The 26609-nt window shown below is 72.8% G+C and carries 30 protein-coding genes; 22 read left to right on the forward strand and 8 right to left on the reverse strand.

The genetic code is table 11. The annotated features are described in order from the left end of the window. The first annotated feature begins 18 nt into the window (after positions 1-18). The 5 genes from EUA06_RS07955 (at position 19) to EUA06_RS07975 (ending at position 4441) form a co-directional block, all read left to right on the forward strand. Positions 19-1347: a TolB-like translocation protein gene (locus EUA06_RS07955; protein ID WP_129474506.1), complete on the forward strand. Its 1329-nt coding sequence runs from the start codon at positions 19-21 to the stop codon at positions 1345-1347. Between the two features lie 227 nt (positions 1348-1574). Beyond that, a complete protein-coding gene (gene rplM / locus EUA06_RS07960; protein WP_129474507.1) occupies positions 1575-2018 on the forward strand; it encodes a 50S ribosomal protein L13 in 444 nt (147 codons plus the stop codon). 17 nt (positions 2019-2035) lie between these two features. Beyond that, on the forward strand, positions 2036-2548 hold the full coding sequence (gene rpsI, locus EUA06_RS07965; RefSeq protein ID WP_129474508.1) for a 30S ribosomal protein S9: 513 nt from the start codon (positions 2036-2038) through the stop codon (positions 2546-2548). Positions 2549-2567: 19 nt separating this feature from the next. Continuing rightward, positions 2568-3917: a phosphoglucosamine mutase gene (gene glmM, locus EUA06_RS07970; RefSeq protein ID WP_129474509.1), complete on the forward strand. Its 1350-nt coding sequence runs from the start codon at positions 2568-2570 to the stop codon at positions 3915-3917. Then, complete coding sequence (locus tag EUA06_RS07975) at positions 3914-4441, forward strand: hypothetical protein (protein WP_129474510.1); 528 nt, start codon at positions 3914-3916, stop codon at positions 4439-4441. The genes glmM and EUA06_RS07975 overlap by 4 nt, the downstream gene beginning before the upstream one ends. Here EUA06_RS07975 and EUA06_RS07980 read toward each other — a convergent pair. Further along, positions 4438-4791: a GatB/YqeY domain-containing protein gene (locus EUA06_RS07980; protein WP_129474511.1), complete on the reverse strand. Its 354-nt coding sequence runs from the start codon at positions 4789-4791 to the stop codon at positions 4438-4440. The two genes, EUA06_RS07975 and EUA06_RS07980, sit on opposite strands and share 4 nt — an antisense overlap. Positions 4792-4873: 82 nt before the next feature. Here EUA06_RS07980 and EUA06_RS07985 point away from each other — a divergent pair, with 82 nt between their 5' ends. Then, positions 4874-5872 (forward strand): GNAT family N-acetyltransferase, encoded by a 999-nt coding sequence (locus tag EUA06_RS07985; protein WP_129474512.1) that lies wholly within the window; start codon positions 4874-4876, stop codon positions 5870-5872. Positions 5873-5924: 52 nt separating this feature from the next. Then, positions 5925-6374 (forward strand): hypothetical protein, encoded by a 450-nt coding sequence (locus EUA06_RS07990; RefSeq protein ID WP_129474513.1) that lies wholly within the window; start codon positions 5925-5927, stop codon positions 6372-6374. On the opposite strand, the gene EUA06_RS07995 is transcribed toward EUA06_RS07990, so the two are convergent. After that, entirely contained in the window at positions 6347-6724 is a 378-nt protein-coding gene (locus EUA06_RS07995) for a winged helix-turn-helix transcriptional regulator (RefSeq protein WP_129474514.1), read from the reverse strand. The two genes, EUA06_RS07990 and EUA06_RS07995, sit on opposite strands and share 28 nt — an antisense overlap. 82 nt (positions 6725-6806) lie before the next feature. On the opposite strand from EUA06_RS07995, the gene EUA06_RS08000 reads away from it, so the two are divergent. Both EUA06_RS08000 and EUA06_RS08005 read left to right on the forward strand, forming a co-directional pair. Next, positions 6807-7391, forward strand: coding sequence for an NAD(P)-dependent oxidoreductase (locus EUA06_RS08000; RefSeq protein WP_129474515.1), 585 nt, complete (start codon positions 6807-6809; stop codon positions 7389-7391). Between the two features lie 172 nt (positions 7392-7563). Continuing rightward, the gene (locus EUA06_RS08005; RefSeq protein ID WP_129474516.1) at positions 7564-8526 is read left to right on the forward strand and encodes a hypothetical protein; all 963 of its coding nucleotides are present in this window, start codon (positions 7564-7566) and stop codon (positions 8524-8526) included. A 39-nt stretch (positions 8527-8565) separates the two neighbouring features. Here the strand turns inward: EUA06_RS08005 and coaA are convergent, their stop codons facing one another. After that, complete coding sequence (gene coaA / locus EUA06_RS08010) at positions 8566-9546, reverse strand: type I pantothenate kinase (RefSeq protein ID WP_129474517.1); 981 nt, start codon at positions 9544-9546, stop codon at positions 8566-8568. 65 nt (positions 9547-9611) lie between these two features. Between coaA and glmS the strand changes: the two genes are divergently transcribed. From glmS to tsaD, 9 genes are read left to right on the forward strand one after another with little or no spacing between them, the layout of a single operon-like run. Further along, the gene (gene glmS, locus EUA06_RS08015) at positions 9612-11456 is read left to right on the forward strand and encodes a glutamine--fructose-6-phosphate transaminase (isomerizing) (RefSeq protein WP_129474518.1); all 1845 of its coding nucleotides are present in this window, start codon (positions 9612-9614) and stop codon (positions 11454-11456) included. A 2-nt stretch (positions 11457-11458) separates the two neighbouring features. Further along, positions 11459-11812: a holo-ACP synthase gene (locus EUA06_RS08020; protein ID WP_129474519.1), complete on the forward strand. Its 354-nt coding sequence runs from the start codon at positions 11459-11461 to the stop codon at positions 11810-11812. Next, on the forward strand, positions 11812-13203 hold the full coding sequence (locus EUA06_RS08025; protein WP_129474520.1) for an NAD(P)H-hydrate dehydratase: 1392 nt from the start codon (positions 11812-11814) through the stop codon (positions 13201-13203). The genes EUA06_RS08020 and EUA06_RS08025 overlap by 1 nt, the downstream gene beginning before the upstream one ends. Positions 13204-13211: 8 nt before the next feature. Further along, entirely contained in the window at positions 13212-14357 is a 1146-nt protein-coding gene (gene alr / locus EUA06_RS08030; protein ID WP_129474521.1) for an alanine racemase, read from the forward strand. Continuing rightward, positions 14354-15421: an alpha/beta fold hydrolase gene (locus EUA06_RS08035; RefSeq protein WP_129474522.1), complete on the forward strand. Its 1068-nt coding sequence runs from the start codon at positions 14354-14356 to the stop codon at positions 15419-15421. Before alr ends, EUA06_RS08035 begins: the two co-directional genes overlap by 4 nt. Beyond that, positions 15418-16305: a tRNA (adenosine(37)-N6)-threonylcarbamoyltransferase complex ATPase subunit type 1 TsaE gene (tsaE, locus tag EUA06_RS08040; protein WP_129474523.1), complete on the forward strand. Its 888-nt coding sequence runs from the start codon at positions 15418-15420 to the stop codon at positions 16303-16305. The genes EUA06_RS08035 and tsaE overlap by 4 nt, the downstream gene beginning before the upstream one ends. A 10-nt stretch (positions 16306-16315) precedes the next feature. Then, positions 16316-16954, forward strand: coding sequence for a tRNA (adenosine(37)-N6)-threonylcarbamoyltransferase complex dimerization subunit type 1 TsaB (tsaB, locus tag EUA06_RS08045; RefSeq protein ID WP_129474524.1), 639 nt, complete (start codon positions 16316-16318; stop codon positions 16952-16954). Continuing rightward, complete coding sequence (locus tag EUA06_RS08050) at positions 16951-17418, forward strand: GNAT family N-acetyltransferase (RefSeq protein ID WP_165354306.1); 468 nt, start codon at positions 16951-16953, stop codon at positions 17416-17418. Before tsaB ends, EUA06_RS08050 begins: the two co-directional genes overlap by 4 nt. Next, positions 17411-18457, forward strand: a complete 1047-nt coding sequence (gene tsaD / locus EUA06_RS08055; protein WP_129474526.1) for a tRNA (adenosine(37)-N6)-threonylcarbamoyltransferase complex transferase subunit TsaD — start codon at positions 17411-17413, stop codon at positions 18455-18457. The genes EUA06_RS08050 and tsaD overlap by 8 nt, the downstream gene beginning before the upstream one ends. Before the next feature lie 9 nt (positions 18458-18466). On the opposite strand, the gene EUA06_RS08060 is transcribed toward tsaD, so the two are convergent. After that, a complete protein-coding gene (locus EUA06_RS08060) occupies positions 18467-19693 on the reverse strand; it encodes a hypothetical protein (protein ID WP_129474527.1) in 1227 nt (408 codons plus the stop codon). After that, positions 19690-20259, reverse strand: a complete 570-nt coding sequence (locus EUA06_RS08065; RefSeq protein WP_242498037.1) for a SigE family RNA polymerase sigma factor — start codon at positions 20257-20259, stop codon at positions 19690-19692. Before EUA06_RS08065 ends, EUA06_RS08060 begins: the two co-directional genes overlap by 4 nt. A 134-nt stretch (positions 20260-20393) precedes the next feature. On the opposite strand from EUA06_RS08065, the gene EUA06_RS08070 reads away from it, so the two are divergent. Both EUA06_RS08070 and EUA06_RS08075 read left to right on the forward strand, forming a co-directional pair. Continuing rightward, a complete protein-coding gene (locus EUA06_RS08070; RefSeq protein WP_129474528.1) occupies positions 20394-21500 on the forward strand; it encodes an S-(hydroxymethyl)mycothiol dehydrogenase in 1107 nt (368 codons plus the stop codon). After that, positions 21497-22117, forward strand: coding sequence for an MBL fold metallo-hydrolase (locus tag EUA06_RS08075; RefSeq protein ID WP_129474529.1), 621 nt, complete (start codon positions 21497-21499; stop codon positions 22115-22117). The genes EUA06_RS08070 and EUA06_RS08075 overlap by 4 nt, the downstream gene beginning before the upstream one ends. Positions 22118-22121: 4 nt before the next feature. Here EUA06_RS08075 and EUA06_RS08080 read toward each other — a convergent pair whose 3' ends face one another. Then, positions 22122-22682 carry a TOPRIM nucleotidyl transferase/hydrolase domain-containing protein gene (locus tag EUA06_RS08080; RefSeq protein WP_207208266.1) on the reverse strand — a complete coding sequence of 187 codons (561 nt, stop codon included), beginning with the start codon at positions 22680-22682 and terminating at the stop codon, positions 22122-22124. 84 nt (positions 22683-22766) lie between these two features. Here EUA06_RS08080 and EUA06_RS08085 point away from each other — a divergent pair, with 84 nt between their 5' ends. Further along, positions 22767-23225, forward strand: coding sequence for a GNAT family N-acetyltransferase (locus EUA06_RS08085; protein ID WP_129474531.1), 459 nt, complete (start codon positions 22767-22769; stop codon positions 23223-23225). A 23-nt stretch (positions 23226-23248) separates the two neighbouring features. Continuing rightward, positions 23249-25045 (forward strand): glycoside hydrolase family 3 protein, encoded by a 1797-nt coding sequence (locus EUA06_RS08090; RefSeq protein WP_129474532.1) that lies wholly within the window; start codon positions 23249-23251, stop codon positions 25043-25045. Here EUA06_RS08090 and EUA06_RS08095 read toward each other — a convergent pair. Both EUA06_RS08095 and EUA06_RS08100 read right to left on the reverse strand, forming a co-directional pair. Next, on the reverse strand, positions 25039-25305 hold the full coding sequence (locus tag EUA06_RS08095) for a hypothetical protein (protein ID WP_129474533.1): 267 nt from the start codon (positions 25303-25305) through the stop codon (positions 25039-25041). The two genes, EUA06_RS08090 and EUA06_RS08095, sit on opposite strands and share 7 nt — an antisense overlap. Before the next feature lie 36 nt (positions 25306-25341). Continuing rightward, positions 25342-26517 (reverse strand): class I SAM-dependent methyltransferase, encoded by a 1176-nt coding sequence (locus tag EUA06_RS08100; protein WP_129474534.1) that lies wholly within the window; start codon positions 26515-26517, stop codon positions 25342-25344. Between the last annotated feature and the right edge of the window lie 92 nt (positions 26518-26609).

Raw genomic sequence — 26609 nt, forward strand, 5'->3', positions numbered from 1 at the left:
CGCTGGCAGCGTGCCTCCATGGGACTCTCGGCGACCGGCACTGCGGCGACCTCTCTCCTCCTCGCAACGAGCCTGCTGGGGGCTGCTCCGGCACCGGCTGCCGCGCCGGACGACCGGGTCGCGGCGAAGCGTTACGTGATGGTGTCCGTCGACGCGCAGGGCCGCCCGGCCGACGACGACGTCATCGGCGCCTCAGTGAGCCGCGACGGGCGGTGGACGGCGTTCCAGAGCGACGCCACCAACCTCGACCGGCGCACCCGTGACGGCCGCCAGCAGGTCTACCTGCGTGACGCCCGGACGGGGAAGGTGCGGGCCGTCGGCACGGACGGACGTGGCCGCCTCGCCGTCTCCGCCGCATCGGTCTCGCTCTCGCCCAACGGCCGGTTCGTGGCCTACTGCAGCACCGACGAGCTGGTCGGCCCGGACTCGTCCGACTTCGACGACAACACCCCGAACACCGACGTCTTCGTGCGGGACATGAGGACGGGCAAGGTGCGACGTGTGTCGTCGGCCCCGGGCGGCAGGGAGGGCGACGAGTACTCCTGCTTCCCCGACGTGGCCGACACCGGCGACGTGGTGTTCTTCTCGCGCGCGACCAACCTCGTCACCGGGGACACCAACGGCGTGCCCGACTACTTCCTCTGGGACCGGGGCTCGGGCAAGGTCCGCCGCCTCGCGACCGCCGAGATCGCGTCAGCGTCCGTCCGGATCTCCGCCGACGGACGCGTCGCCGCGGTGGTCACCGCCGAGGTGCTGGCGAGCCGGGACAGCGGCACGCTGCCCGACGTGTACGTCCTCAGCCGCGGTCGCGGGCTGCGTGGCACCTGGTCGATGCCGCTGACCCAGGACGCCGGCCTGCCGACCGACACCGGTTGCGGGTGGACCGGGCTCAGCGTCAGCGGGACGGGGCGCTACGTCACCGGCGCCTGCTCCGACGGCGGCGTCGCAGCCTCGCCGATCGCGGACAAGCCCGTGCACCTGTGGTGGACCGACCGCCGGTCCGGTGACGTCCGGCTGGTCAACCGCACGCAGGACATCGACTCGGAGGTCAACGTCGCCCAGGTCTCCGACGACGGACGGCGGGTGTTCTTCGGCGGCGACGAGCGGGCGTACGCCCGCGCTGCCGGAGAGCGGCGCGCGCCCTACCAGGGGATCTTCGTGTGGCAGCGCGGCGAGGGCGTGCGGTCGCTCACCCCGGGCGACGCGTGGTGGGACAACTACGGGTTCGACGCCTCGGGCGACGGGCGTACGGTGGTCTTCGCCTCCGACAGCGAAGCGATGGGCGCGCCGCCGGCCGTGCTCGACGACGCGGACGTGCAGGTCTTCTCGCGCCGGATCGGGCGCTGACTCCCCACCCCCGCCGTTTTGACCGCCCTCGCGCGAGCGCCGTACTCTTGCTGGTCGCGACTCCTGCCGCGTCCGCTCCCTCCCCACGGAGGACCAGAGCGGGTGCAGATCCGGACGTCATCCCTCCTGAGGAGGGAGCGATCCGGGCCGTGTTCGTCAGAAGCCGCAGCACGACCTCCGCCGCTCGACCGAGCAGCGGGACCAACGAACGAGAACGGGACATCGCCGTGCGCACGTACAGCCCCAAGCCCGCTGACATCCAGCGCGAGTGGCACGTCATCGACGCCACCGACGTGGTCCTCGGACGCCTCTCCGTCCAGACCGCCAACCTCCTCCGCGGCAAGCACAAGCCGACCTTTGCTCCTCACATGGACATGGGCGACTTCGTGATCATCGTGAACGCCTCCAAGGTGTCGCTGTCGGGGACCAAGAAGACCACCAAGATGGCCTACCGCCACTCCGGCTTCCCGGGCGGCCTCTCGGCCACCCCCTTCGGTGAGCTCCTCGAGAAGGACGCCCGCAAGGCCATCGAGAACGCTGTCTGGGGCATGCTCCCCAAGAACAAGCTCGGTCGCCAGATCCTGAAGAAGCTCAAGGTCTACTCCGGCCCCGACCACCCGCACCTGGCCCAGCAGGCCACTCCCTTCGAGATCACGCAGATCTCCCAGTGACGACTGAGGACGCACAGATGACTGAGAACGCTGACCTGAACCCCTCGGGCGAGGTCGAGGAGACCTACGAGACGAACGCCGACGGCGTGTACACGTCCGAGAGCGACGCCTCGGCCGACACCCCGGCCCGCCCGGCGACCATCGCCCCCGGCGCGGCCACCGGCCGTCGCAAGGAGGCCGTGGCCCGCGTGCGCATCGTCCCGGGCACCGGCGAGTGGCGCATCAACGGCCGCACGCTCGACAACTACTTCCCCAACAAGCTGCACCAGCAGATCGCCAACGAGCCGTTCGCCGAGCTGCAGCTCGAGGGCCGCTTCGACGTGATCGCGCGCATCCACGGTGGCGGCACCGCTGGTCAGGCCGGCGCCCTGCGCCTCGGCGTGGCCCGCTCGCTCAACCAGATCGACGAGGAGACCAACCGCCCGGCCCTCAAGAAGGCCGGTCTGCTGACCCGCGACGCCCGCGTGGTGGAGCGCAAGAAGGCTGGTCTCAAGAAGGCCCGCAAGGCCTCGCAGTTCTCGAAGCGCTGATCACCCAGGGTCTCGTCCCATGACGCGACTCTTCGGCACGGACGGGGTCCGGGGCCTGGCGAACGCCTCTCTGACGGCGGAGCTGGCCCTGGACCTGTCCGTGTGCGCAGCACATGTCCTGGCCGACCGCGGCGAGTTCCAGGGGCACCGTCCCCTGGCCGTGGTGGGTCGGGACACGCGCATCTCCGGGCAGTTCCTCGAGGCGGCGGTCGTCGCCGGGCTCGCCTCGGCGGGCGTCGACGTGCTGCTGCTGGGCGTGCTGCCCACGCCCGGCGTCGCCTACATGACCGAGCGCCTCGGCGCCGACCTCGGCGTGATGCTCTCGGCCTCGCACAACCCGATGCCCGACAACGGCATCAAGTTCCTGGCCCGCGGCGGGCACAAGCTCGACGACGCGATCGAGATCGCCATCGAGCGCCGCATGGGTGAGCCGTGGGAGCGGCCGACCGGCGGCGACGTCGGCCGGGTCACGACGTACGACTCCGCGGTCGAGCAGTACGCCGCCCACCTCGAGAGCACGATCACCCACCCGCTGGTGGGGCTCAAGGTCGTCCTCGACTGCGCCGAGGGTGCCGCCCACGCGGCCGGTCCCCGCGCCCTGGAGGACGCCGGCGCGACGGTCATCGCGATCCACGCCGACCCCGACGGCCTCAACATCAACGACAACTGCGGCTCGACCCACCTGGAGTCGCTGCGCGCAGCGGTCGTCGAGCACGGCGCCCACGCCGGCTTCGCCCTCGACGGCGACGCGGACCGCTGCCTGGCCGTGGATGCCGAGGGCAACGTCGTCGACGGCGACCAGCTCCTCGCGATCCTCTCCCTCTCGCTGCTCGAGCAGGGACGGCTGGCCAAGGACACCGTCGTCGCGACCGTGATGAGCAACCTCGGCTTCGTGCAGGCCATGCGCGCCAACGGGGTCGGCGTGCGCCAGACCAAGGTCGGCGACCGCTACGTCCTCGAGGCGATGAAGATCTCCGGCTACAGCCTCGGCGGCGAGCAGTCCGGCCACGTCATCATGAGCGACCACGCCACCACGGGTGACGGCATCCTCACCACCCTCCACGTGATGGAGCGGATGGCGACCACCGGCAAGTCACTCGCCGAGCTCGGCGCCGTGATGACCCGGCTGCCGCAGGTGCTGCTCAACGTGCGCGACGTCGACAAGACCCGCGCCGACGAGGACGCCGTGCTGGCCGCCGCCGTCTCCGAGGAGGAGGCAGCGCTCGGCGACCGCGGCCGGATCCTGCTGCGGCCCTCCGGCACGGAGCCGATCGTCCGCGTGATGGTCGAGGCGCCGACCCACGACGAGGCCGAGGGGGTCGCCGCCCGGCTCGCCGAGGTCGTACGCCGCCAGCTGGCCCTGGCGTGACGACCGACCCGCGTGCCGAGGGCTACGACAACGTCGAGCCACCGCGCTGGCTGTCGGTCCGCGACGTCCTTCTCGCAGTGTGCGTCGGGCTGGTGCTGGCCGCAGCGCTCGTCCTGCTGACGCCGGGCTCGCGCACCCACCTGCTCGGCGGGACCGACCTGCGCGAGACGACGGTCGTCGCCGTGCGCGAGGGCGCCGTGCCGGACGACGTCGACAAGCCGCGCACGACCTACGACCTGAGCTGGTCGGACGACGGCGAGGTCCGCACCGCGACGTTCAGCCGTGCGGGGAACCCCGACCGCGAGGCCGGCGACACCTGGTCGCTGTGGGTCTCGCCGGACGGCTCGGTGGTGGAGACGACCTCACCGCAGACGACCTTGCTGGCGCTCGGGATCGGGCTCCCGCTCTTCGTGCTGCTGATCGGCCTGATCGTCCGCTGGCGCAATCGCGCGATGGCGATGGCCCCCCTCAAGGAGGCCGACAAGATCGAGGCGCAGAGGCAGCGGCGCTCCTCCCGCTCCTAGCGCGCCTCGCGCAGGTCGGTCAACGCGCGCACGGCCCGGCGGGCCGCGGCGGCGCGCTCCGGCACCGAGTCGGCGTACGTCCGGCCAGCCTTCTCGAGCGACGCGATCTCGACGTCGAGGACGGCGACCTCGTCGGCGTCGCTCAGCACCCGTCGCTGCGCCTCGGTCGCCCCTACCCCCACTGGGGCGTGCTCGATCGCCCCGGAGGTGCGAGCCGTGGGCACCGCCTCGGCGTTCTCGAGAGCCGCGAGCGCCGTACGCAACGTCGAGACGGTCTCTGCGTCCCGGGCCTTGCGAGCGGTGAGCAGTGCGGCCCGCAGCCGGTCGCGCAGGGGTGAGTCCGTCGTCATGGCGCCACCCTGCCAAGGGCCGACGGGCCCCGCACCCCGATATCCGCATGACGGAGGCGTGCGCGGGCACTAGCGTCGCGGCGTGGTCGACATCGAGCAGCTCAACCCGCACAACCAGGCCGCACTGCGCGCGTGGTGGGAGGTCGGCCACGCCGCCACGGCCGAGCGGCCGGGCAAGCCCTGGCCCCTGTGGGAGACGAGCCGCGTCGCCCTTCCGGCACCGAATCCCGAGCGCGGCATCACGCTCCTCGGCGCCATCGACGGCCGCGAGATGGTCGGCGCCGGGCTGCTGACCCGCACGCTCAAGGAGAACCTCCACTCCGCGATGGCCTTCGCCTGGACCCGCCCCGACCGCAGGCGCGAGGGGATCGGCCGCCGGCTGGCCCAGGAGCTCGAGGTGATCGCATCGGGCGACGGCCGTACGACGCTGCAGAGCGAGGCCTACCTCCCGCCCGGCGGTGCCGGCACCGCGCCGGAGGCGTTCGCCGAGGCGATGGGGTACGTCGTCGCGAGCCGGGAGTCGATCAAGGAGCTGACGCTCGCCGACTACGCCGACCGGCGCGACGCCCTCGCAGTCGAGACCGACACTGCCCGCGACTACCGGATCATCACCTTCGACACGGTGTGCCCGGACGAGCACCTCGGGTCGTTCGGTCGCCTGCTCGGCATGCTGATGGACGAGGTGCCGCTCGGCGAGCTGGACCTCGAGGCGTCCGAATGGAGCCCCGAGCGGATCCGCGGGGCCGAGCAGCGGCAGGTCGACATCGGCCGGCACGTGCACACGGCCATGGCGATCGCTCCGGACGGCGCCGTGGCCGGCGTCTCCGACGTACGTGTCGACGACGACGACCCGGTCCACGGGCAGGTCGGCATCACGATCGTCGACCCTGCCCACCGGGGCCACCGGCTGGGGCTTGCGCTCAAGCTCGCGACCCACGACCTGGCCGTGGCGACGTACCCCGAGCTGCGCGTCCTGGACACCTCCAACGCTGAGGTCAACACGTGGATGAACGCCGTCAACGAGGCGCTGGGCTACCGCACCATCGAGACGCTGCTGGAGCTGCAGAAGAAGACGGTGTGAGCCGAGCCCGCGTGCTCAGGAAACCCACTCCGCGCCGGGTGAGGCTGGCTGCATGACCACATCAGGGAATGCTTCCTGGCGGCGCCTCGCGGTGCTGCCGATCATCCTCCTCGTCGCCGGTGTGGGCGTCCTCAATGCCGCCGGCTGGCTCATCGACTCCAGCTCGCTCGACCAGGGCGAGGACTCGTGGGGCTACGCCTTCGGCGCCTTCTTCCTCACGCTGTACGCCGCCCCGGTCCTCGTCGTCGCGGCGTGCAGCGCCCTCGTGGGCGGGCTCTCCTCGCTGCCCCGCGCGGCGAAGGCGTGCGCGTGGGTCGGTGCGGTCGTCTGCGGCACGGTGGCGGTGGGACTCGCCGCGGTGGCGCTCGCGTCGATCCCCGGCGTCGACGCGGAGGTCGCCTTCGGGCTGGTGTCGTTGACGACGGGTCTCGTGCTGGCCGTGCCGGCCGGGCTGTGCGTGCGGCTGACCCTGCGTCAGCGCGCCTCGGCGGCCGCGTCGTAGGAGTCGCGCGAGCCGAGGATCTGCGTCAGGTGGGTCTCGGCCCAGTCGGTGAGGGTCGCGATCGGACCGGTGAGCGAGGCGCCGAGCGGGGTGAGCTCGTAGTCGACACGAGGCGGCACCTGGGCGTGCACGGTGCGCGTGAGCAGGCCGTCGCGCTCCATCGCACGCAGCGTCTGGGTGAGCACCTTGGGCGCGACTCCGCCGATGCGGGCGCGCAGCTCGCTGAAGCGCAGCGAGCCGTCCTCGAGGGAGCCGATGACCAGCACGGTCCACTTGTCGCCGATCCGGTCGAGCACGACGCGGGTGGGGCAGTCGGGGTCGAAGGCGTCGCCGCGCTCAATGGTAACCATGAGGTACTTATAGCACGTTGAAGTGCTTGGTTACCAACGGTTACTGTCGGCGCCGTCCACTCCTCACGAAAGGCTCCACCCCATGAAGATCGCCCTGTTCGGCGCCACCGGCATGGTCGGCTCGCGCATCGCCGCCGAGGCCACTGCCCGCGGCCACCAGGTCACCTCGCTCAGCCGCTCGACGGGCGGCGACCTCGCGGACGCGTCCGCCGTCCGGGCGGCGGCCGCCGACCACGAGGTGGTCGTCTCCGCCACCGGCCCCAGCCGCACCGGCGAGTCGCACGAGCCGTGGCTCGAGGCGGTCTCGACCCTGATCGACAACGCCGGGGACGCGCGCGTGCTGTTCGTCGGCGGTGCGGGCTCGCTGCTGACCCCCGACGGCACCCGCCTCCTCGACACCGACGGGTTCCCGCCGGAGTACCTCGGCGAGGCCACCTCCGGCGCCGCCGCCCTCGACCTCTTCCGCGCCGCACCCGACTCGCTCGACTGGACCTTCGTCAGCCCGGCCCCCGTGATCGCCCCCGGCGAGCGCAGCGGCTCCTACGCCACCTCGCTCGACACCCCGGCCGGCGACTTCATCAGCGCCGAGGACTACGCCGTCGTGCTGCTCGACGAGATCGAGGAGCCGAAGCACCGCCGGCAGCGCTTCACCGCCGCCGCGGCCTGACCGGCGTACGCCGTTCGCGTCATGAGAATCTCCGGTTCGCACCGGGGATTCTCATGACGTACGTCGGCGGAGTGGGTCGCGGACTGTCCACAGGCCCGCGTGCGGCGGGGTTCTCCCCAGCCGATCGGCACCACGGTCGCGCGCGGAGCGCCGGTTCGCCGATCCTGCGGGCATGCCGAAGAAGGGGGAGTCGCCGCGGGCGCGTTCCGATCGCGAGACGAACCTGCGCCTCGTACGACGCCTGGGAGACGCCCAGGGTGGTGTGGTCTCGCGTGACCAGCTCAGGGGTCTCGGAGTGAGCGACCACCAGCTCGCGGCCGATCTCGCAGCGCACCGATGGCGAGCCGTGCACAGCCAGAGCGTCGCGGTCCACACGGGTCCGCTCGACCGACTCGGCCAGCACTGGGCGGCGGTCTTCGAGGCGGGCGACCGTGGCTGCCTCGACGGCACCTCAGCGCTGATCGCGGGCGGTCTCGAGCACTACACGGAGGACGTGGTGCGGGTGTCGGTTCCGCGCGGGGTGCTGGTCCGCCGCGCCACAGGGATCGACATCCGCCAGACGCGTCGGTGGGAGGGCGGCGACCTGGCGCCGTCGGGCATCCCGCGCACCCGGCCCGAGGTCGCCGGCGTACGCGCGGCGCTGTGGGCGCAGTCGGACAAGCAGGCCACCCTGCTGCTGACGATGACCGTCCAGCAGGGGCTCACCAGCGCCGAACGGTTCGGCGCGCAGCTCATGCGGGTCCGCAGGCACCGCCGCCGGACACTCGTCACGACGGTCGTCACCGACCTGCTCGGCGGCGTGAGGTCCCTCGGAGAGCACGAGTTCGCGCAGATGTGCCGGCTCCGCGGGCTGCCCGAGCCGACCCGCCAGGTGGTCAGGAGGAGTCCCGGCGGTCGGTGGTACCTCGACGTCGCCTGGGAGCCGTGGGGAGTCGTCGTCGAGATCGACGGCATCCACCACGAGTGGGCCGTCAACGTCGTCGCCGACGCGTTGCGCCACAACGCGATCGCGCTCGACCGGGCAGTGGTCCTCCGGCTCCCGCTGCTCGGCTTGAGGGTCGCCCCCGACGAGTTCTTCGTCCAGATCACCGAGGCGCTCGTCGCTCGGGGATGCCCGCTCGTCGTTGCGTCATGAGAATCTCCGGTTCGCACCGGGGATTCTCATGACGTCCGCTCAGAGCTTGCGGAGGCGGACGTACTTCACCGAGTGGTCGGCGTCCTTGCGGAGCACCAGGTTGGCGCGGGAGCGGGTGGGGGCGACGTTCTGTACGAGGTTCGGCTCGTTGATCGAGTCCCAGATGCGCGTGGCCTGGTCGACGGCCTCGTCGTGGGAGAGGGCGGCGTACTTGCGGAAGTACGACGCCGGGTCGCGGAAGGCGGTCTCGCGCAGCCGCAGGAAGCGGTCGACGTACCAGCGCTTGATGTCGGTCAGGGCGGCGTCGACGTAGACGGAGAAGTCGAAGAAGTCGCTGACCGCCAGGCCGGTGCGGCCGTCCTCGCGCACGCGGGCGGGCTGGAGGACGTTGAGGCCCTCGATGATCACGATGTCGGGCCGCTTCACCACGACCTTCTCGTCGGGGACAACGTCGTAGACGAGGTGGGAGTAGATCGGCGCCTCCACCTCGTCGCGACCCGACTTGATGTCGATGACGAACTTCAGCAGCGCCCGGCGGTCGTAGGACTCCGGGAACCCCTTGCGGTGCAGGAGCCCGCGGCGCTCGAGCTCGGCGTTGGGGAGCAGGAAGCCGTCGGTCGTGACGAGCGCGACGTTGGGGTGCTCGGGCCAGTGGGCGAGCATCTGCTGCAGCACGCGGGCGGTGGTCGACTTGCCGACCGCGACCGAGCCGGCGAGGCCGATCACGAAGGGCGTACGCGGTGGGGTGACGCGGTGGAGGAACTCCTCCTGCTCGCGATGGAGCCGCGAGTTGCCCGCGACGTAGAGGCTGAGCAGGCGGGAGAGCGGGAGGTAGACCTGCTCGATCTCGTGCAGGTCCAGCTGGTCGCCCAGGCCGCGCAGGCGGAGGACCTCGTCGGGGGTGAGGGCGGTCTCGGCGGTGCCGGCGAGCTGGGCCCACGCGGCCCGCTCGAGCTCGACGTAGGGCGAGGACTCGTTGCCTGGGGCCGAGCCGTTGGAGGACGACGCGACCTCGGACATGGGTGCGATTGTGGCACCGCTCCGCGCCGCGGGGGCGCGGAGGCCTGCCGATAGACTCCGCGGCCATGTGCGGAATCGTCGGGTACGTGGGTGCCAAGCCGGCCGAGGGCGTCGTGATCGAGGGCCTGAGGCGACTGGAGTACCGCGGCTACGACTCCGCCGGCATCGCACTCGTCGACGGCGGATCGATCGTCAGCGACAAGCGCGCGGGCAAGCTCGCCAACCTCGAGAAGGCCATCGCCGAGTCGCCGTTGCCGCAGGTCACGACCGGCATCGGGCACACCCGCTGGGCCACCCACGGCCCGCCGACCGACCGCAACGCGCACCCCCACCTGGGACGTACGCGCCGGGTCGCGCTCGTGCACAACGGCATCATCGAGAACTTCGCCGAGCTGCGCGGCCGCCTCGAGTCCGAGGGCGTCGAGATGGCGTCCGACACCGACACCGAGGTCGCCGCGCACCTCCTCGAGGAGCAGCTCGAGACGGGCGTCGACCTGACCGTCGCGATGCAGAACGTCTGCCGCGGCCTCCACGGCGCCTTCACCCTCGTCGCCGTCGACGCCCATGACCCCGACCGCGTCGTCGCCGCCCGCCGCAACTCGCCGCTCGTCGTCGGCATCGGGGAGGGCGAGAACTTCCTCGGCTCCGACGTCGCCGCCTTCATCGAGCACACCCGCGAGGCGATGGAGCTCGACCAGGACCAGGTCGTCACCATCACCCGCGACGGCGTGAGCGTCTCGGGCTTCGACGGAACGCCCGCCGAGGGCCGCCGTTACCACGTCGACTGGGACCTCTCGGCCGCCGAGAAGGACGGCCACGACTGGTTCATGCGCAAGGAGATCTTCGAGCAGCCGCGCGCGGTCGCCGACTCGCTCCTGGGTCGCCGCGGCACCGACGGCCTGCTCCAGCTCGACGAGATGCGCCTGTCCGACCAGGACCTCCGCGACGTCGACAAGATCATCATCATCGCGGCCGGCACGTCCTTCTACGCCGGCATGGTCGCGAAGTACGCCATCGAGCACTGGTGCCGGATCCCGGTCGAGGTCGAGCTGGCCAGCGAGTTCCGCTACCGCGACCCGATCCTCACCAGCGACACCCTGGTCGTCGCGATCAGCCAGTCGGGCGAGACCGCCGACACCCTCCAGGCGATCCGTCACGCCCGCGAGCAGCGCTCGAAGGTGCTGTCGATCTGCAACACCAACGGCTCGACCATCCCGCGCGAGTCCGACGGCGTCATCTACACCCACGCCGGCCCGGAGATCGGCGTCGCGTCGACCAAGGGGTTCCTCACCCAGCTGGTCGCCTGCTACCTCCTGGCGCTCTACCTCGCACAGGTCAAGGGCACCCGCTACGGCGACGAGATCTCGCAGGTGATGGACCAGCTGGACCAGATGCCGGCCCACATCCAGACCGTGCTCGACAAGTCCGAGCAGGTCTACGGCCTGGCCCGCGACCACGTGGGCAGCCGCTCGGTGCTGTTCCTCGGTCGCCACGCCGGTTACCCGGTCGCCCTCGAGGGAGCCCTCAAGCTCAAGGAGATCGCCTACCTCCACGCCGAGGGGTTCGCGGCCGGTGAGCTCAAGCACGGCCCGATCGCCCTCGTCGAGGAGGGCCTGCCGATCCTGTGCATCGTGCCTCCGCGCGGGCGCGACCAGCTCCACGACAAGATGATCAGCGGCATCCAGGAGGTGCGCGCCCGCGGGGCCCGCACGCTCTGCCTCGCCGAGGAGGGCGACACGGCCATCGAGCCCTACGCCGACGTGCTGATCACGCTGCCGCAGGTGCCCGTGCTGCTCCAGCCCCTCGTCGCGGTGGTGCCCCTGCAGCTCTTCGCGTGCGAGCTGGCCACGCAGCTCGGCCACGACGTCGACCAGCCGCGCAACCTCGCCAAGTCCGTCACGGTCGAATAGGCATGCCGATCATCGGCGTCGGCATCGACGTGGTCGACATCGACCGCTTCGTGCAGTCCCTCGAGCGCACGCCCAACCTCCGCGGGCGGCTGTTCACCGACGCCGAGGCGTCGCGCCCGCCGGCCTCGCTGGCCGCCCGGTTCGCGGCGAAGGAGGCGATCGCCAAGGCGCTCGGCGCCCCGGTCGGGATGGCCTGGCACGACGCCGAGATCGTCTCTGAGGAGACCGGGCGCCCGCGCTTCGAGATCCGCGGCACCGTGGCGGCGCAGGCGGAGGCGCTCGGCGTGGTCCACGTCCACGTCTCGCTCTCCCACGACGCCGGCATCGCGTCGGCCGTCGTGATCCTGGAGAGCTGATGCTCCGCGCCCACCTCGTCGACGACGTACGCCGTGCGGAGGCCGCCGCGATGACGCGGCTGCCCGACGGCGCGCTGATGCAGCGCGCCGCGGCCGGTCTCGCCGCGGCGGTGCTCGACCTCCTGGGCAGTGCGTACGGCAGCCGCGTGCTGCTGCTCGTCGGCCCCGGCGACAACGGTGGTGACGCGCTCTGGGCCGGTGCCCGGCTCGCCGGCCGCGGCGTTGCCGTCGAGGCGCTGCTCCTCGCCGAACAGGTCCACGAGGCCGGTCTCGCCGCGTTCGAGCGAGCCGGGGGCCGCGCCACGCGCGACCTCACCGACCTCGGTCCGGCGCCCGACCTGCTCGTCGACGGCATCGTCGGCATCGGCGGTCGTCCCGGCCTGCGTCCGGGGGCCGTCGCCGCGCTCGAGGCGTACGCCGGCGTGCCCGTCGTCGCGGTCGACGTGCCGTCGGGCGTCGAGGTCGACACCGGGCGCATCGACGGTCCCCACGTGCGAGCCGCCCTGACGGTCACCTTCGGCACCCACAAGGTCGCCCACCTCGTCGACCCCGCCTCCGCCGCGAGCGGCGCGCTCCACCTCGTCGACCTCGACCTCGACCCGGGGGAGCCGGCCGTCGAGGCGCTGCAGCCCGACGACGTACGAGCCCTGCTGCCGCGCCCGGGGCTGGACGCGCAGAAGTACGCCCGAGGAGTCGTCGGCGTGCGCGCCGGGTCGAGCACCTATCCGGGGGCCGCGCTCCTCGCAGTGGCGGGGGCGAACACCGGCCTGGTCGGGATGGTGCGCTACGTCGGTCCCGACCACGTCGCCGACACGGTGCGCACGGCCCACCCCGAGGTCGTGGGCGCGGGCCGCGTGCAGGCCTGGGTCGTCGGGCCCGGAGGTGGTGACGATGCGGCGTCCATGCTCGCCGAGGCACGCGAGGACGGCGTGCCGGTCGTGGTCGATGCCGATGCCCTGGCCCACGTGGGCGACGCGGCGACCGACTGGGTCCTGACGCCTCACGCCGGCGAGCTCGCCGCGATGCTCGGCGCCGATCGCGGGGAGGTCGAGGCCGCACCGCTCGCCCACGCCCGCGACGCCGCCCGTCGCTGGGGGTGCGTGGTGCTGCTCAAGGGCCACCACACGCTCGTCGCCGCCCCCGACGGACGGGTCCGCGTGACCACGACCGGGGTGCCCTGGCTGGCGACCGCCGGCGCGGGAGACGTGCTCGCCGGGCTCGTCGGCGCGCTGCTCGCCGCCGGCCTGGAGCCCTACGACGCCGCGTCCGTCGGGTCGTGGCTGCACGGCGCGGCCGCGACGCAGGCCGCCGCCGGTGGCCCGCTGACGGCCAGCCGGGTCGCGGTCCAGATCCCGCAGGTCGTGCGCGAGACGCTCGCAGGACTGGGATGATCGGATCCATGACCGATCCCGCGCCGTCGCGTGCCGAGATCGTGGTGGACCTCGCTGCCATCCGGCACAACGTCCGGATCCTGCGCGACCTCGTGCAGGTCGACGACCCGGTGCAGCTGATGGTCGTGGTCAAGGCCGACGGCTACGGGCACGGCATGGTCGAGGTGGCCGATGCTGCCCGCGACGCGGGCGCGGACTGGCTCGGTGTGGCGACGATCGACGAGGCGCTCGCCCTGCGGGCGGCGGGCGACCGCGGCCCGCTCCTCTGCTGGCTGAGCGCCCCGGGCGACGACTTCTCCGGAGCGGTCGCGGCGGGCGTCGAGGTGACGGCGTACACGCTGGAGGAGCTCGACGAGATCGCCGCGGTGGGCGGCAGTGCGCACGTGCAGATCAAGGTCGACACCGGCCTGTCGCGCGGGGGAGCGCCCCGGGCGGAGTGGGTCTCGCTCTTCGCCGCCGCCGCCGCGCACGAGGCCGCCGGGCGGGTCCGGGTGACCGGCATCTGGTCGCACTTCGTGGCCAGCGACGAGCCGTCCCACCCGATGAACCACACGCAGGAGGCCGCCTTCCGCGACGCGCTGGCGCTCGCCGCGGAGGCCGGTCTCGACCCCGACGTCACCCACCTCGCCAACTCCGCCGCAGCGATCCTGCGCCCCTCCTCCCACTTCGACCTGGTCCGCTGCGGCATCGCGGCCTACGGTCTCGACCCGGCTCCCGGCGAGACCCCGCGCCTCGGCCTGCGCCCCGCGATGACCGCACGCGCGCGGCTGGTGACGAGCAAGCCGATCGAGGCCGGTGACGGTGTCTCCTACGGTCACACCTGGACCGCCCACGAGGACACGACCGTCGGTCTCGTGCCGACCGGGTACGGCGACGGCGTGCCCCGTGCTGCCGGCAACACCGCGTCGGTGTGGGTCGAGGACTCGCTGCGCCCGATCCGCGGCCGGGTCTGCATGGACCAGGTCGTCGTCGACCTGCACGGCGAGCTGCCGCCGCCGGGCACCGAGGTCGTGCTCTTCGGCCCCGGTGACCTCGGTGAGCCGACCGCCCAGGACTGGGCGGAGGCCGTCGGCACCATCAGCTACGAGATCGTCACCCGCATCGGCGGGCGGTTCGTCCGCCGCTTCGTCGACCGCGAGGAAGGCACGCCATGAGCATCAAGGGCCGGATCTTCGGCACCGTCGTCGGCGCGGCCGGCCTGGCCGCCGCAGCCGGCGCCGCCGGCATCGTGCGCCAGAGCCGGATCATCGGCCGGCGCGACGCGGGAGAGCAGGTGGCGTTCGGCGAGCTGCACAGCGCCCCGCGGGTCGTGGTGGCCGACGACGCGCTCGACCTGCACGTCGAGATCGACGAGCCGGCCGACTTCGGCGGGCGCGCGTCCACCGACGACGACCTGACCGTGGTCTTCGTCCACGGCTACTCGCTGAACCTCGACAGCTGGCACTTCCAGCGCGCCGCCTACCGCGGCCAGGTCCGCACCGTCTTCTACGACCAGCGCAGCCACGGGCGCTCGGCGCGGTCCGACGAGGACCACTGCACGATCGACCAGCTCGGCCACGACCTGCGCCGCGTCATCGAGGACACCGTGCCCGGCCGGTGCGTCGTCGTCGGCCACTCGATGGGGGGCATGACGGTGATCTCGCTCGCCGAGCTGCACCCCGAGCTCTTCGGCGACAAGGTCGTCGGCGCCGTCCTGATGTCCACCACGGCCGGCGGGCTCGACCCGGGGCGCATCCTGTTCCCGATGCTCCCGCTCGGCCTCGGCGGACGCTTCATGGGCCGCGCGGTCCGGACGCTCGACCGTGGTCACCGCGTGGTCGACGTCGCGCGGGCGTGGGGGCACGCGGTCGCCGACGTGGTCACCGACCGCTACGCCTTCGGCACCGACGAGGTGCCCGTCTCCCACGTCGAGTTCGTCTACTCGATGCTCAACTCGACGCCGTTCGCCGTCGTCGCGGACTTCTACCCGGCCTTCGCGTCGCTCGACAAGTTCGAGCACCTCGAGCCACTGGGCCGGGTGCCGACATCGATCATCTGCGGCACCGAGGACAAGATCACCTCGGTCGGCCACAGCCGCAAGCTGCACAGTCGGATCCCGGGCTCGAGCCTGCTGGAGTGCGAGGGCGCGGGACACATGGTGCTGCTCGAGCGCCACAAGCAGGTCACCGCCGAGCTCGACGACCTGATCTCGCTGGCCCAGGGGCAGGCGACACCGTGAGGGTCGTCGTACGTCGGGTCGGTGCGGAGGCGGCCGCCGAGGTGCTGGCGGTCGTGCAGTCCGCGTTCGGCGCCCGGCCGCCCCTCGATCCTCCTGCCGACGCCCTCGGCGAGGACGAGCGGTCGATCGCCCGCCTGCTGGCCAGGCGCGGAGGCTTCCTCGCCACGGTCGACGACGTCCCGGTCGGCTGCGTCGTCCTGGACCCGACGCCCGACGGGTTGGTGCTGCGTCGCTTCGGCGTCGTACCGACCGCGCAGGGAACGGGCGTCGCGACCGCGCTGGTCGAGGCCGCCGTCGACGCCGCCACCGGCCGGGAGGCCGTCACGGTCGTCGCCCGCGAGGAGCTCCCGGAGACCATCGGCTTCTGGGAGCGGCACGACTTCGTGGTGACCGCCCGGCGCAGCCCCTACGTCGAGCTCGCGCTGTGGCTGGGCACCTCCTTCGACTGCCCGGACGCCGAGACGATGCGGCGGCTGGGGGAGCGCGTCGGCCGCAGCCTGGTGGCCGGCGACCTGGTCGTGCTCTCCGGCGAGCTCGGGGCGGGGAAGACGACCTTCACCCAAGGCCTCGGCACGGGCCTCGACGTCCGTGGTGGGGTGACGTCACCGACCTTCGTGATCTCCCGGGTCCACCCGTCGCTCGTCGGCGGCCCCGACCTGGTGCACGTCGACGCCTACCGCCTCGGCGGCCTCGACGAGCTCGACGACCTCGATCTCGACGCGTCGCTCGACTCCGCAGTGACCGTCGTCGAGTGGGGCTCGGGGATCGCCGAGGGCCTCGCCGAGTCGCACCTCGAGGCCGTGATCGAGCGCGCGGTGGGTCACACGCCCGACGACGAGCTCGACCCCCGCCGCGTTTCACTGCGCTGGGTCGTCGGCCAGTAACCTCGTCGCCGTGCTCCTCGCCCTCGACACCGCCACCCCGCTGGTGTCCGTCGCGCTGCACGACGGTGAGCGCGTCGTGGTCGAGCTCTCGTCCGAGCAGCCGATGAAGCACGGCGAGCACCTTGCGCCGCTGGTGGCCCGTGCGATGCAGGACGTCGGCATCGTGCGCCAGCACCTCACCGCGATCGCCGTGGGCGTCGGGCCCGGCCCGTTCACCGGCCTCCGGGTCGGCATCGTCACGGCCCGCACGCTCGGCTTCGTGCTCGACATCCCGGTCTACGGCGTCTGCTCGCTCGACGCGATCGCGCTGGAGGTGGTCGAGACATCGGCTCCGGACAGCGGCTTCCTGGTGGCCACCGACGCCCGGCGCAAGGAGGTCTACCTCGCCTCCTACGACGCCGACGGCCGCCGCCTCGAGGGCCCGGTCGTGACGAAGCCCGCCGAGGTCGCGACGGACGCACCCGTGGCCGGTGCCGGTCCCGTGCTCTACCCCGAGCACTTCACCCGTGCCATGGCACCCGAGAGGCCCGGTGCGGGCTGGATCGCCCACGGGGTCAGCGGCGAGCTCGTAGAATTGATCGACCCCGAACCCCTCTACCTGCGCCGCCCCGACGCGGTCGCGGGAGCACCCAGAAAGCCTGTCTCGTGATCCGTCCCGCCGCCCTGGCCGACCTGCCCGGCCTCACCGCGCTCGAGCACGAGCTGTTCGGCGCCGACGCCTGGAACGAGTCGCTCGTGCGGCAGGAGATCGAGGGCCCCGGGCGACGCTTCGTCGTCGCGGAGGACGCCTCGGGTGCCCTGGCCGGTTATGGCGTGACGATGAGCGCCGGCGACATCGTCGACCTGCTCCGCATCGCCGTGCGTCCCGAGGCTCGCCGCGCCGGCCTCGCGTCCCAGCTGCTCGACGAGCTCCTCGTCGACACCGACGACGCCTCACGGATGCTGCTCGAGGTCAGCGTGACCAATGTCGAGGCCCTCGGCTTCTACGTCGCGCGCCAGTTCAGCGTGATCGACGTACGACCCCACTACTACCGCGACGGGTCCGAGGCGCTGGTCATGTGCCGTTGGCTGCCCGGCGCCGCGCGCGCGGAGACAGCGACGCGGAATGACTGACGGACCCCTCGTCCTCGGCATCGAGACGTCGTGCGACGAGACCGGTGTCGGCATCGTCCGCGGCCACACGCTCCTCGCCGACAGCGTGGCGAGCAGCGTGGAGGAGCATGCCCGCTTCGGCGGTGTGGTGCCGGAGGTGGCCAGCCGGGCCCACCTCGAGGCGATGGTCCCGACGATCGAGCGGGCAGCCGAGACCGCCGGCATCTCCCTCGACGACGTCGACGCGATCGCCGTGACCAGCGGCCCCGGTCTGGCCGGCGCCCTGCTGGTCGGTGTCGCGAGCGCCAAGGCGCTCGCGATCGGGCTCGGCAAGCCGATCTACGGCGTCAACCACCTGGCCGCGCACGTCGCCGTCGACCAGCTCGAGCACGGTCCGCTGCCCGAGCCCTGCCTGGCGATGCTCGTGTCCGGCGGCCACTCCAGCCTGCTCGAGGTCACCGACGTGACCGTCGGCGTGGAGCCGATGGGCTCGACGATCGACGACGCCGCCGGCGAGGCGTTCGACAAGGTCGCCCGGCTGCTCGGACTGCCCTTCCCCGGCGGACCGCACATCGACAGGGCCGCTCGCAGCGGCAACAGCGTCGCCATCGACTTCCCGCGCGGCCTGTCGAGCAAGCGTGACCTCGAGCGCCACCGGTTCGACTTCTCGTTCTCGGGGCTGAAGACCGCGGTGGCGCGCTGGGTCGAGGCCCAGCAGCGCGCCGGCGCCACGATCGACGTGGCCGACGTGGCCGCGTCCTTCCAGGAGGCCGTCTGCGACGTGCTCACGCGCAAGGCGATCGACGCGGCCACCAGCCGCGGTATCGAGGACATCCTCATCGGCGGCGGCGTCGCCGCCAACAGCCGGCTCCGGGCGATGGCCGAGGAGCGCGCGGCCGCGCAGGGCATCCGCGTCCGCGTCCCGCGACCGGGCCTCTGCACCGACAACGGAGCCATGGTCGCCGCGCTGGGGGCCGAGCTCGTCGCGCGAGGACGTACGCCGTCGCTGCTGGACCTGCCGGCCGACTCCTCCATGCCGATCACCACCGTCGTCGCCTGACGTCGTGGGTCAGCTCGGGACCGCCACCGTGAGGCCCGATGCACCGACGCTCTCGATCCCGATGCGCTGCACCGATCCGTCGAGGCCGAGCCGCATCATGTAGTAGTCGTCGCCGATGAACATCCGGGCCACGATCGCCTCGTCGCCCACCCAGGTCATCTGGGTCCAGAACCCGCCCACCGTGCGGCGCGGGAGGACGGCCTCGAAGGTGACGACCTCCTCGCCGGTGGCCGCGTCGAGCACCGCGATGCTCGGCGAGCCGGTGTCGTCCTGCGCGCTGGTGCCGACCACGTAGGCGCCACCCGCGCTGAACGGCCCGAGCCGGTGGTCACAGGTGGTCCAGGTGGGGTCCCCGCCGCCGGCGTCCACGACGCCGAAGCAGGTCCCCTCCGGGCGGAACTCGGTGATGCCCGCGATGGCGCCGAGCGAGGGGGAGGCCGTGTCCGCCTGGAGGAGGCCCGTCACCTCGACCGGCTGCCCACCGCCGGCGGTGAACGTCCTGGTGCCGCCGATGTTGTACATCGCCTTGACCGCCACCGTGTCAGCGGACACGAAGCCGACGGGGATCACCGGCTCCTCCTCGGCCGTCGGGTCGAACGTCGTCTCGACCGGCTCCACCTCGCCGGCAGGGTCGGCCACGAAGACCCGCCATCGGGTGCCGTCGTACTCCGACCAGGCGATCCGCCCGCCACCAGGGCTGACGACGAGGCCGCCGGTGGCGTTGCCGCCGTCGTCGACGCGGAGGTCGGCGCCCAGGAACTCGATCGTCGCCAGGGGCACGCCGGGCTCGTCGTGGCGAGCGACCCCGACGTAGCCGTCGAGGTAGGGGGTGAGGGTGTCGAAGACCTCCGGCAGCTCGATGGTGCCGTCGGGCGTGATCAGGCTGGGACCGTCGACGTCCAGGAGCGGGACGGGAGTCTCCTCGACCACCTCGGCATCGTTCACGTCGACATCCACGGTGCCCGAGGCCACCTCCGGGGTGGGGCTCGGGGTCGGGCTCGGGGACTGCGTCGCGGGGGGCACGTCGCTGCGCTGGCTCGGGCCGGTGGCGGAGAGCCCCACCGGGATCGCGATGGCCAGGACGGCGGCGACGGCGACCCCGGCCGCGGCCGCCCGGCGACGCTGGATGCGCCGCGCGCGGTGACGTACGTCGGTGACGGTGAGGGGCGCGTGCTGGATCGGGTCGGCGCGGCGGTGCAGGGCGTCGTGGACCTGGTCCTCGAGGGGAGTGTTCATGAGTCGTCTCCGGGCTCGTGGGGGCGGTGCTCGCGGGGGTGGAGGGTGCTGGGTGCGCGGGAGCGCAGCCCGGCGAGGGCGCGGCTGGCCTGGGACTTCACGGTGCCGACGGAGATGCCGAGGACGTCGGCGATCTCGGCCTCGCTCAGCTGCTCGTAGTAGCGCAGCACGATGACCGCGCGCTGCTTGGGCGGCAGGGTCTGGACGTGCGACCAGAGTGCCCCGCCCATGCCGTCGTCGTAGGTGTCGTGGGTGCCGGTCTCCGGCATCGTGTCGGTGGAGTGCTCGCGGCGCTTCCACGCGCGTCGCCACAGCGAGTTGTTCTCGTTGACCATGATCCTGCGGACGTAGCCGTCCAGGGCGCCGCGGTCGCGGATCTTGTCCCACGAGAGGTAGAGCTTGGCGAAGGCGACCTGAAGGAGGTCCTCGGCGGACGCGTGGTCGCCGGCCAGGAGGTACGCCGTCCGGTAGAGGGCGGGCTGGCGCGCTGCCATGTACGCCGAGAAGTCGGCGTCCTTGTCTGCGCGGCGGCCCTGCGAACCCATGTCCACGAGTGTCGTGGTCACCCTCCACCTCCTGTCCGATCCCGGGCCCCTCGGCGGGGCGTGTCGGGGTGAGGACGCGACCGGGTCGACGGAGGTTGCATCCGTTTGGGAGGCTCATGGCACACAGACGCCCCCGACGTAGCAGGAGACATCGCATGCAGCAGGTCAAGGCCGTGGTCGCACTCGCGAAGGGTGCACCGGTCGAGGTGGTCACGATCAACGTCCCCGACCCCGGTCCGGGCGAGGCGGTGGTGAAGGTGCAGGCCTGCGGCGTGTGCCACACCGACCTGCACTACCGCGAGGGCGGGATCAACGACGACTTCCCCTTCCTGCTGGGCCACGAGGCGGCAGGCCTCGTCGAGGCGGTCGGCCCTGACGTCACGAGCGTGGCCCCCGGCGACTTCGTCGTCCTCAACTGGCGCGCGGTGTGCGGCGACTGCCGTGCCTGCAACCGCGGCGAGCCGCAGTACTGCTTCGCGACCCACAACGCGACCCAGAAGATGACGCTCGAGGACGGTACGGAGCTCTCGCCCGCGCTGGGCATCGGCGCCTTCGCGGAGAAGACCCTCGTCGCCGCCGGCCAGTGCACGAAGGTCGACCCCTCCGCCCGGGCCGCGGCCGTCGGCCTGCTCGGGTGCGGCGTGATGGCCGGGCTCGGTGCAGCGATCAACACCGGCAACGTCGGCCGCGGCTCGACCGTCGCCGTGATCGGCTGCGGCGGCGTGGGGATGGCCGCGATCGCCGGCTCGGCCCTCGCGGGGGCGTCGCGGATCATCGCGGTGGACGTCGACGACCGCAAGCTCGAGCTCGCCCGGTCGATGGGCGCGACCCACACGGTGAACTCCTCCGAGGTGGACGCCGTCGAGGCGATCAGGTCGCACACGCCCCCGCCGGACGCCACCGGGCACGAGGGCGGTGCCGACGTCGTGATCGACGCCGTCGGCCGGCCCGAGACGTGGAAGCAGGCGTTCTACGCCCGCGACCTGGCCGGCACCGTGGTCCTGGTCGGTGTCCCCACCCCGGACATGAAGGTGCCCGACATCCCGCTCATCGACGTCTTCGGGCGGGGCGGGTCGCTCAAGTCGTCCTGGTACGGCGACTGCCTGCCGTCGCGCGACTTCCCGATGCTCGTCGACCTCTACCAGCAGGGTCGGCTCGACCTCGACGCCTTCGTGAGCGAGGAGATCGGGCTCGACGACGTCGAGGCCGCCTTCGACACGATGCACTCCGGCGGCGTGCTGCGCTCCGTGGTGATCCTGTGAGCGCCCGCGTCGACCACGCCGTCGTCTCGGGGACCTTCAGCCTCGACGGGGAGACCCACGACGTCGACAACAACGTGTGGGTGATCGGCGACGACGAGCAGTGCATCGTCATCGACGCCCCGCACGACGTCGACGCGATCCTGCGGGTCGTCGGCGGCCGGGCGGTGAAGGCCATCGTCTGCACGCACGCGCACGACGACCACGTACGCGTGGCGCCGGCGCTGCGCGTCGCGACCGGTGCGCCGATCCTGCTGCACCCCGACGACCGGCCGCTGTGGGAGCTCACCCACGGTGGTGACGAGGAGGGGGCCGAGCTGTGGGACGTGGACCTCTCGGACGGGATGACCCTGACGATCGGTGGCGCCGCGGTGACGGTGCTCCACACCCCCGGGCACGCGCCCGGCGCGGTCTGCCTCTACGTCCACGACCTCGGCTGCGTCTTCACCGGCGACACGCTCTTCGAGGGTGGGCCGGGGGCGACCGGGCGGTCGTACTCGGACGCCGACGTCATCACGCAGTCGATCCGGTCGAAGCTCTTCGACCTGCCGGACGACACGGTCGTGCACACCGGTCACGGCTCCGACACCACGATCGGCGCCGAGAAGGCCAACGTCTGACGGGTCAGGGCTCGGGCGTGACCCCGAGGTGGGCGAGCAGCGCGCGGAGCGGCGCGGGCTCGCCGCCTCGGGGCATCGCCTCGACGAGCAGCCGGGCGTAGCGATCCTTGCGGCCGCTCCTCGAGGTCATGAACCGGGCGAGCAGCTCCTCGCGCGTCCATCCCACTTGCGCCGGCATCTGCGCCAGCCGGTCCAGCGACCGGGTCTCGCCGGCAGCGGCGATCACCTGCTCGACCCGGTCGGCGCCGAGGGCACGCAGCAGCTCCTCCTCGAGGTCGCGGCGGCAGCAGAAGAAGCCGTAGGTCTCCAGGTCGGCGTCCTCGCCGGGCGTGACCCCCGCCGCCGCCAGCCCCCGGCGGACGAACCGCACCTCCGGGGCGTCGTACAGCCCGGCCAGGCGCTCACCCGCGACGTGCAGCCGCGCCGCCACGTCCCGGATGTTGGTGATGCCACCCAGTGGCAGGATCGCGACACCGGCGTCGGCGAGGTCGCGCCCGTAGGCATCCGCGAGCGTGCGGAGCGCCACCTCGTCGCTGTGACCCTCGACGAGGACGGCGGTGTGCACGCGCCCAGTGAACCCCTCGGGGGCCACGTTGCCGAGGGGATATCGCGTTGTGGGGGTCGCTCCGCCCGGCCTAGCGTCGACGCCATGAGCAACGAATCGTTCGTCCCCAAGGACTTCGACCCGCCGACCCGGCTGGCGACCGAGCAGTTCGTCCTGGAGCCGCTCGGGCCGCAGCACAACGACTCCGACCTCGCGGCCTGGGGATCGAGCATCGAGCACATCCGCTCGACGCCGGGCTACCCCGACGGCGGCTGGCCGCCCGCAGGCGGGATGTCGTCCGAGGCCAACCTCGGCGACCTGACCCGCCACGCGGCCGACTTCGTGGCGCGGAAGGGATTCACGTTCACGGTGCTCGACCCGGGGTCGGGCGAGGTCATCGGCTGCGTCTACCTCTACCCGACGAAGGCCGACGGCCACGACGTCGAGGTGCAGTCGTGGGTGCGCGCCGACCGGGCCGAGCTCGACGTACCCCTCGCGGATGCGGTGGCCGCGTGGCTGGCCTCCGACTGGCCGTGGGAGCGGCCCGAGCGTCACGGCAGGTGATCGGTCCGTGCCACCATGACGGGATGCCCTCTCGCCTGACTGCGCTGGTCGCGACCCTCGCACTGGTCGCGACGGCAGCGGCGTGCAGTGGCGAGGGCGAGCCGGCGGAGAAGGAGCCGGACGCGCGCAGCACCGCGGCCAGCAGCACGCCGACCGTCCCGCCCACACCGTCGGAGGCGCTGGGCCTGGTCGAGGGCTGGGGCCCTGACCGCGCTGAGCTCGACCGGGCGGCGAAGCTCGCCGGTCGGATGCGCCTGCCCGACCTCGCCGGCCAGGTGATCGTCGCCGACTGGAGCGGCACCCGTGCGCCGGTCGCGATGGTGCGCGACCTGCACCTCGGAGGCGTGATCGCCTTCAGCTCCAACGTCGCGTCCGCCGACCAGGTCCGGGGCGTCAATGCCGCGCTCACGCGCCAGGTGCGCCGGAAGTGGCCGCTGTTCCTCGGCGTCGACCAGGAGGGCGGCGTGGTCGAGCGGCTGCGAGGAGCGGCGAGCCGGTTCCCGACGTTCATGAGCACCGGCGCCGCCGGCGACCCGGCGCTCACCCGGCAGGCGTACGCCGCCAGCGGCGCCGAGCTGCGCGGCCTCGGCTTCACCGTCGACTTCGCGCCCGACGCCGACGTGACCTCCGGGCCGGGGGACCCGACGATCGGGTCCCGGTCAGCCTCGTCGAGGCCCGCGACCGTGGCCGAGCACGTGGTCGCCGCGGCCGACGGCTTCTCCGGGGCCGGCGTCCTCCCGGTCATCAAGCACTTCCCCGGCCACGGCTCGGTCCCGGCCGACAGCCACCTGACCCTGCCCGTGCAGACGAAGTCGCTCGCGGACCTCGAGGCCTCCGACCTCGTGCCGTTCCGCGAGGCGGTCACCGCAGGGCTGCCCGCGGTGATGGTGGGCCACATCGACGTGCGCTCGGTCGACCCGCGCGTGCCGTCGTCGCTGTCCCGCAGGGTCACGACCGGCCTGCTCCGTGACGAGCTGGGGTTCGGCGGGCTCGTGGTGACCGACTCGCTCCGGATGGCCGGCGTCACGCGCGGCCGGTCGCCGGCACGTACGGCGGTCCAGGCGATCCGGGCCGGCTCCGACGTGCTGCTCATGCCGCCGTCGCCCGCGGTGGCCCGCGCCGCCCTGATGAAGGCGGTCAGGTCGGGGACGCTCCCGCGGCGGCGCCTCGAGCAGTCGGCCGCCCGCCAGATCGCCCTCCTCACCCACCTGGCGGCCACCGGGGACAGCGGCAAGTCCGTCGGATCCGCGGCGGGTGCGTCGCGCAGCCTGTCCGCCGCGGCGATCACCGTGACCGACGGAGGGTGTTCGGGTCGGCTCGTCGGCGACGTCGTCCACCCCTACGGCGACCCCGGCGCGGTGAGCGCGTTCGTCGCGGCGGCCGGCCGTGCCGGCCTCCCCGTGCTGCTGCGCCGCTCGCCGCCGAGCAAGCTCGCCGATGCGAAGCCGAGGCCCGAGCGACGCAAGAAGGAGGCCAAGCGGCAGTTCAAGAAGCGGCTGCGGGCGTGGAAGAAGTCCGAGAGCAGGCGCGAGCGCCGACTCGATGCGTGGACCGCCCGCGAGGAAGCACGGCTCGCCGTCGGCACCGGCATCGGCTTCACGGGCTTCCGCGACGCGCCGGTCGACGGGGCGGTCGCCGTCGCGACGGACTCCCCGTGGGTGCTGGGCCAGGTCGGCGCACCCGTCCGCGTCGCGACGTACGGCGACACCCCGGCCGCGATGGGAGTGCTGGTCGACGTGCTGCTCGGGCAGGCCCCGGCGCCGGGGCGACTTCCCGTGAAGGTGGCCGGCGTCTCCCGCGCCGGATGCGCAGGTCAGTAGGCGGGCCGACCCGTCTCGCCGGGCGGCTCCTCCGGCGGTTCCTCCGGCGGCTGGTGCGCGGCCTGCTCTGCTGCTTGCTCTGCCTGCGCCCTCGCCTGCTCGGCCGCCAGCACCTCGGCCTCCCAGGTGCCCACGGAGTCGAGGGAGGCGGGCGGTTCGAGGTTCTTGAGCTCTTCGCGCTGCTGCTTGACGTAGCGGTTCGTCAACACCAGCAGGACGGCAGCCACGATGGCAGCGAGGATGAGCTGGGTGGGTCCCATGGTGGACATTGTGGGCCGCGAGCGGCCTCCGTGAGGTCAGAACGGCTCGACCAGCAGGGCCGTCCCCTGCCCGGCGACCCGGGTGAGCACGAGGGTGCCCTCCTCCTCGCCCTTGAGCGCGAGCCGCTTCCTCAGCTCGTCGGGCACGACCTGCACCCCCCGCTTCTTGATCGTCAGCCGGCCGATGCGGCGCTCGTGCAACGCGGCGCGCAGCTGCTTCTCGCGGTAGGGGAGGTGCTCGACCACGCGGTAGCCCCGCGCGAACGGCGTACGGAAGGCGTCGTCGCCGGTGACGTAGGCGATGTGCTCGTCCACGAGCCCACCGCCGACACCCGCAGCGACCGCGGTCACCAGGCCGGCCCGGATCACGGCACCGTCGGGCTCGTAGAGGTAGGCGCCGACCTCGCGGACCTCGGCCCCGGGGTCGTCGTCCTCGGTGAGGGTGGCCAGGCCGCCCGCGCCGATCACGGTCGCCCGGCGGTCCGTGGTCGCCAGGCCGGGTGACCAGAGCACGGCCTCCTTGACCTCGCCGCCGTCGCTGACCCACTCCGCCTCGACGCCGGGCGGCACCAGGTCGTGGCCGATCCCCGGCGCGACCTTGACCAGCGCCCGGCCGGCCAGCAGGTCCAGCACCCACGACCACGGCGGGGTCCACCCCTCGACGTCGAAGACGCGCCCGCGCCCTCCTCGACGAGCCGGGTCGGCGAACGCGGCGTCGAACCCGCCGGGGTCGAGGGCGGTCGCATCGCCCACCATCACCGCGCCGGCCAGCTCGAGGGCGGCCAGGTTGGCCTCGGCCATCGCCACCCGCACCGGGTCCTGGTCGATGCCGGCAGCGACCAGTCCGGCCCGGGCGAAGGCCAGCAGGTCGCCGCCGATGCCGCAGCCCAGGTCGATGACGCTGCCCCCGGGGATCGCCGCCGCGAGCCGGGCCGCGCGGTGGTCGGCCACCCGGGCGCGCGTCGCCTGCTCGAGGGCGTCCGGGGTGAAGAACATGAGGCCTGCCGCATCGCCGAACTTCGTCGCTGCCTTCGCCCGCAGCTGCGCCTGCGTGGTCGCCGCGGCCGCCTTCTCGGCGTCGGGCTCGAGACGGCGTACGACGCTCGCGACCCGCACCGGGTCGCCGGGGTGGTCGGTCCAGGCCTGGCTCGCGTGGACGAGCAGGCGCTCGCCCTCGCTCGTGCGCAGCCAGTCCAGCGTCTCGATCTCCACGCACGCATCCTGTCAGCCGGTCGAGCAGTGACCTCTGCTAGCACTCGATCGGTGAGAGTGCTAGCGTCTGTTCTGGCACTCTCACCCCGAGA

Source organism: Nocardioides glacieisoli (genome assembly GCF_004137245.1).
Classification (GTDB): Bacteria; Actinomycetota; Actinomycetes; order Propionibacteriales; family Nocardioidaceae; genus Nocardioides; species Nocardioides glacieisoli.

Bases quoted from the DNA above. Each gene is read 5' to 3' on its own strand.
- EUA06_RS08090 (WP_129474532.1), top strand. From the start codon at position 23,249: ATGCCCTCTCGCCTGACTGCGCTGGTCGCGACCCTCGCACTGGTCGCG.
- EUA06_RS08020 (WP_129474519.1), top strand. From the start codon at position 11,459: ATGCCGATCATCGGCGTCGGCATCGACGTGGTCGACATCGACCGCTTC.
- glmS (WP_129474518.1), top strand. From the start codon at position 9,612: ATGTGCGGAATCGTCGGGTACGTGGGTGCCAAGCCGGCCGAGGGCGTC.
- EUA06_RS07995 (WP_129474514.1), bottom strand. From the start codon at position 6,724: ATGGTTACCATTGAGCGCGGCGACGCCTTCGACCCCGACTGCCCCACC.
- EUA06_RS08070 (WP_129474528.1), top strand. From the start codon at position 20,394: ATGCAGCAGGTCAAGGCCGTGGTCGCACTCGCGAAGGGTGCACCGGTC.
- rpsI (WP_129474508.1), top strand. From the start codon at position 2,036: ATGACTGAGAACGCTGACCTGAACCCCTCGGGCGAGGTCGAGGAGACC.
- EUA06_RS07980 (WP_129474511.1), bottom strand. From the start codon at position 4,791: ATGACGACGGACTCACCCCTGCGCGACCGGCTGCGGGCCGCACTGCTC.
- alr (WP_129474521.1), top strand. From the start codon at position 13,212: ATGACCGATCCCGCGCCGTCGCGTGCCGAGATCGTGGTGGACCTCGCT.
- EUA06_RS08060 (WP_129474527.1), bottom strand. From the start codon at position 19,693: ATGAACACTCCCCTCGAGGACCAGGTCCACGACGCCCTGCACCGCCGC.
- EUA06_RS08095 (WP_129474533.1), bottom strand. From the start codon at position 25,305: ATGGGACCCACCCAGCTCATCCTCGCTGCCATCGTGGCTGCCGTCCTG.
- EUA06_RS08000 (WP_129474515.1), top strand. From the start codon at position 6,807: ATGAAGATCGCCCTGTTCGGCGCCACCGGCATGGTCGGCTCGCGCATC.
- glmM (WP_129474509.1), top strand. From the start codon at position 2,568: ATGACGCGACTCTTCGGCACGGACGGGGTCCGGGGCCTGGCGAACGCC.
- EUA06_RS08035 (WP_129474522.1), top strand. From the start codon at position 14,354: ATGAGCATCAAGGGCCGGATCTTCGGCACCGTCGTCGGCGCGGCCGGC.
- EUA06_RS08005 (WP_129474516.1), top strand. From the start codon at position 7,564: ATGCCGAAGAAGGGGGAGTCGCCGCGGGCGCGTTCCGATCGCGAGACG.
- coaA (WP_129474517.1), bottom strand. From the start codon at position 9,546: ATGTCCGAGGTCGCGTCGTCCTCCAACGGCTCGGCCCCAGGCAACGAG.
- EUA06_RS07990 (WP_129474513.1), top strand. From the start codon at position 5,925: ATGACCACATCAGGGAATGCTTCCTGGCGGCGCCTCGCGGTGCTGCCG.
- EUA06_RS08085 (WP_129474531.1), top strand. From the start codon at position 22,767: ATGAGCAACGAATCGTTCGTCCCCAAGGACTTCGACCCGCCGACCCGG.
- tsaD (WP_129474526.1), top strand. From the start codon at position 17,411: ATGACTGACGGACCCCTCGTCCTCGGCATCGAGACGTCGTGCGACGAG.
- EUA06_RS08025 (WP_129474520.1), top strand. From the start codon at position 11,812: ATGCTCCGCGCCCACCTCGTCGACGACGTACGCCGTGCGGAGGCCGCC.
- EUA06_RS07955 (WP_129474506.1), top strand. From the start codon at position 19: ATGGGACTCTCGGCGACCGGCACTGCGGCGACCTCTCTCCTCCTCGCA.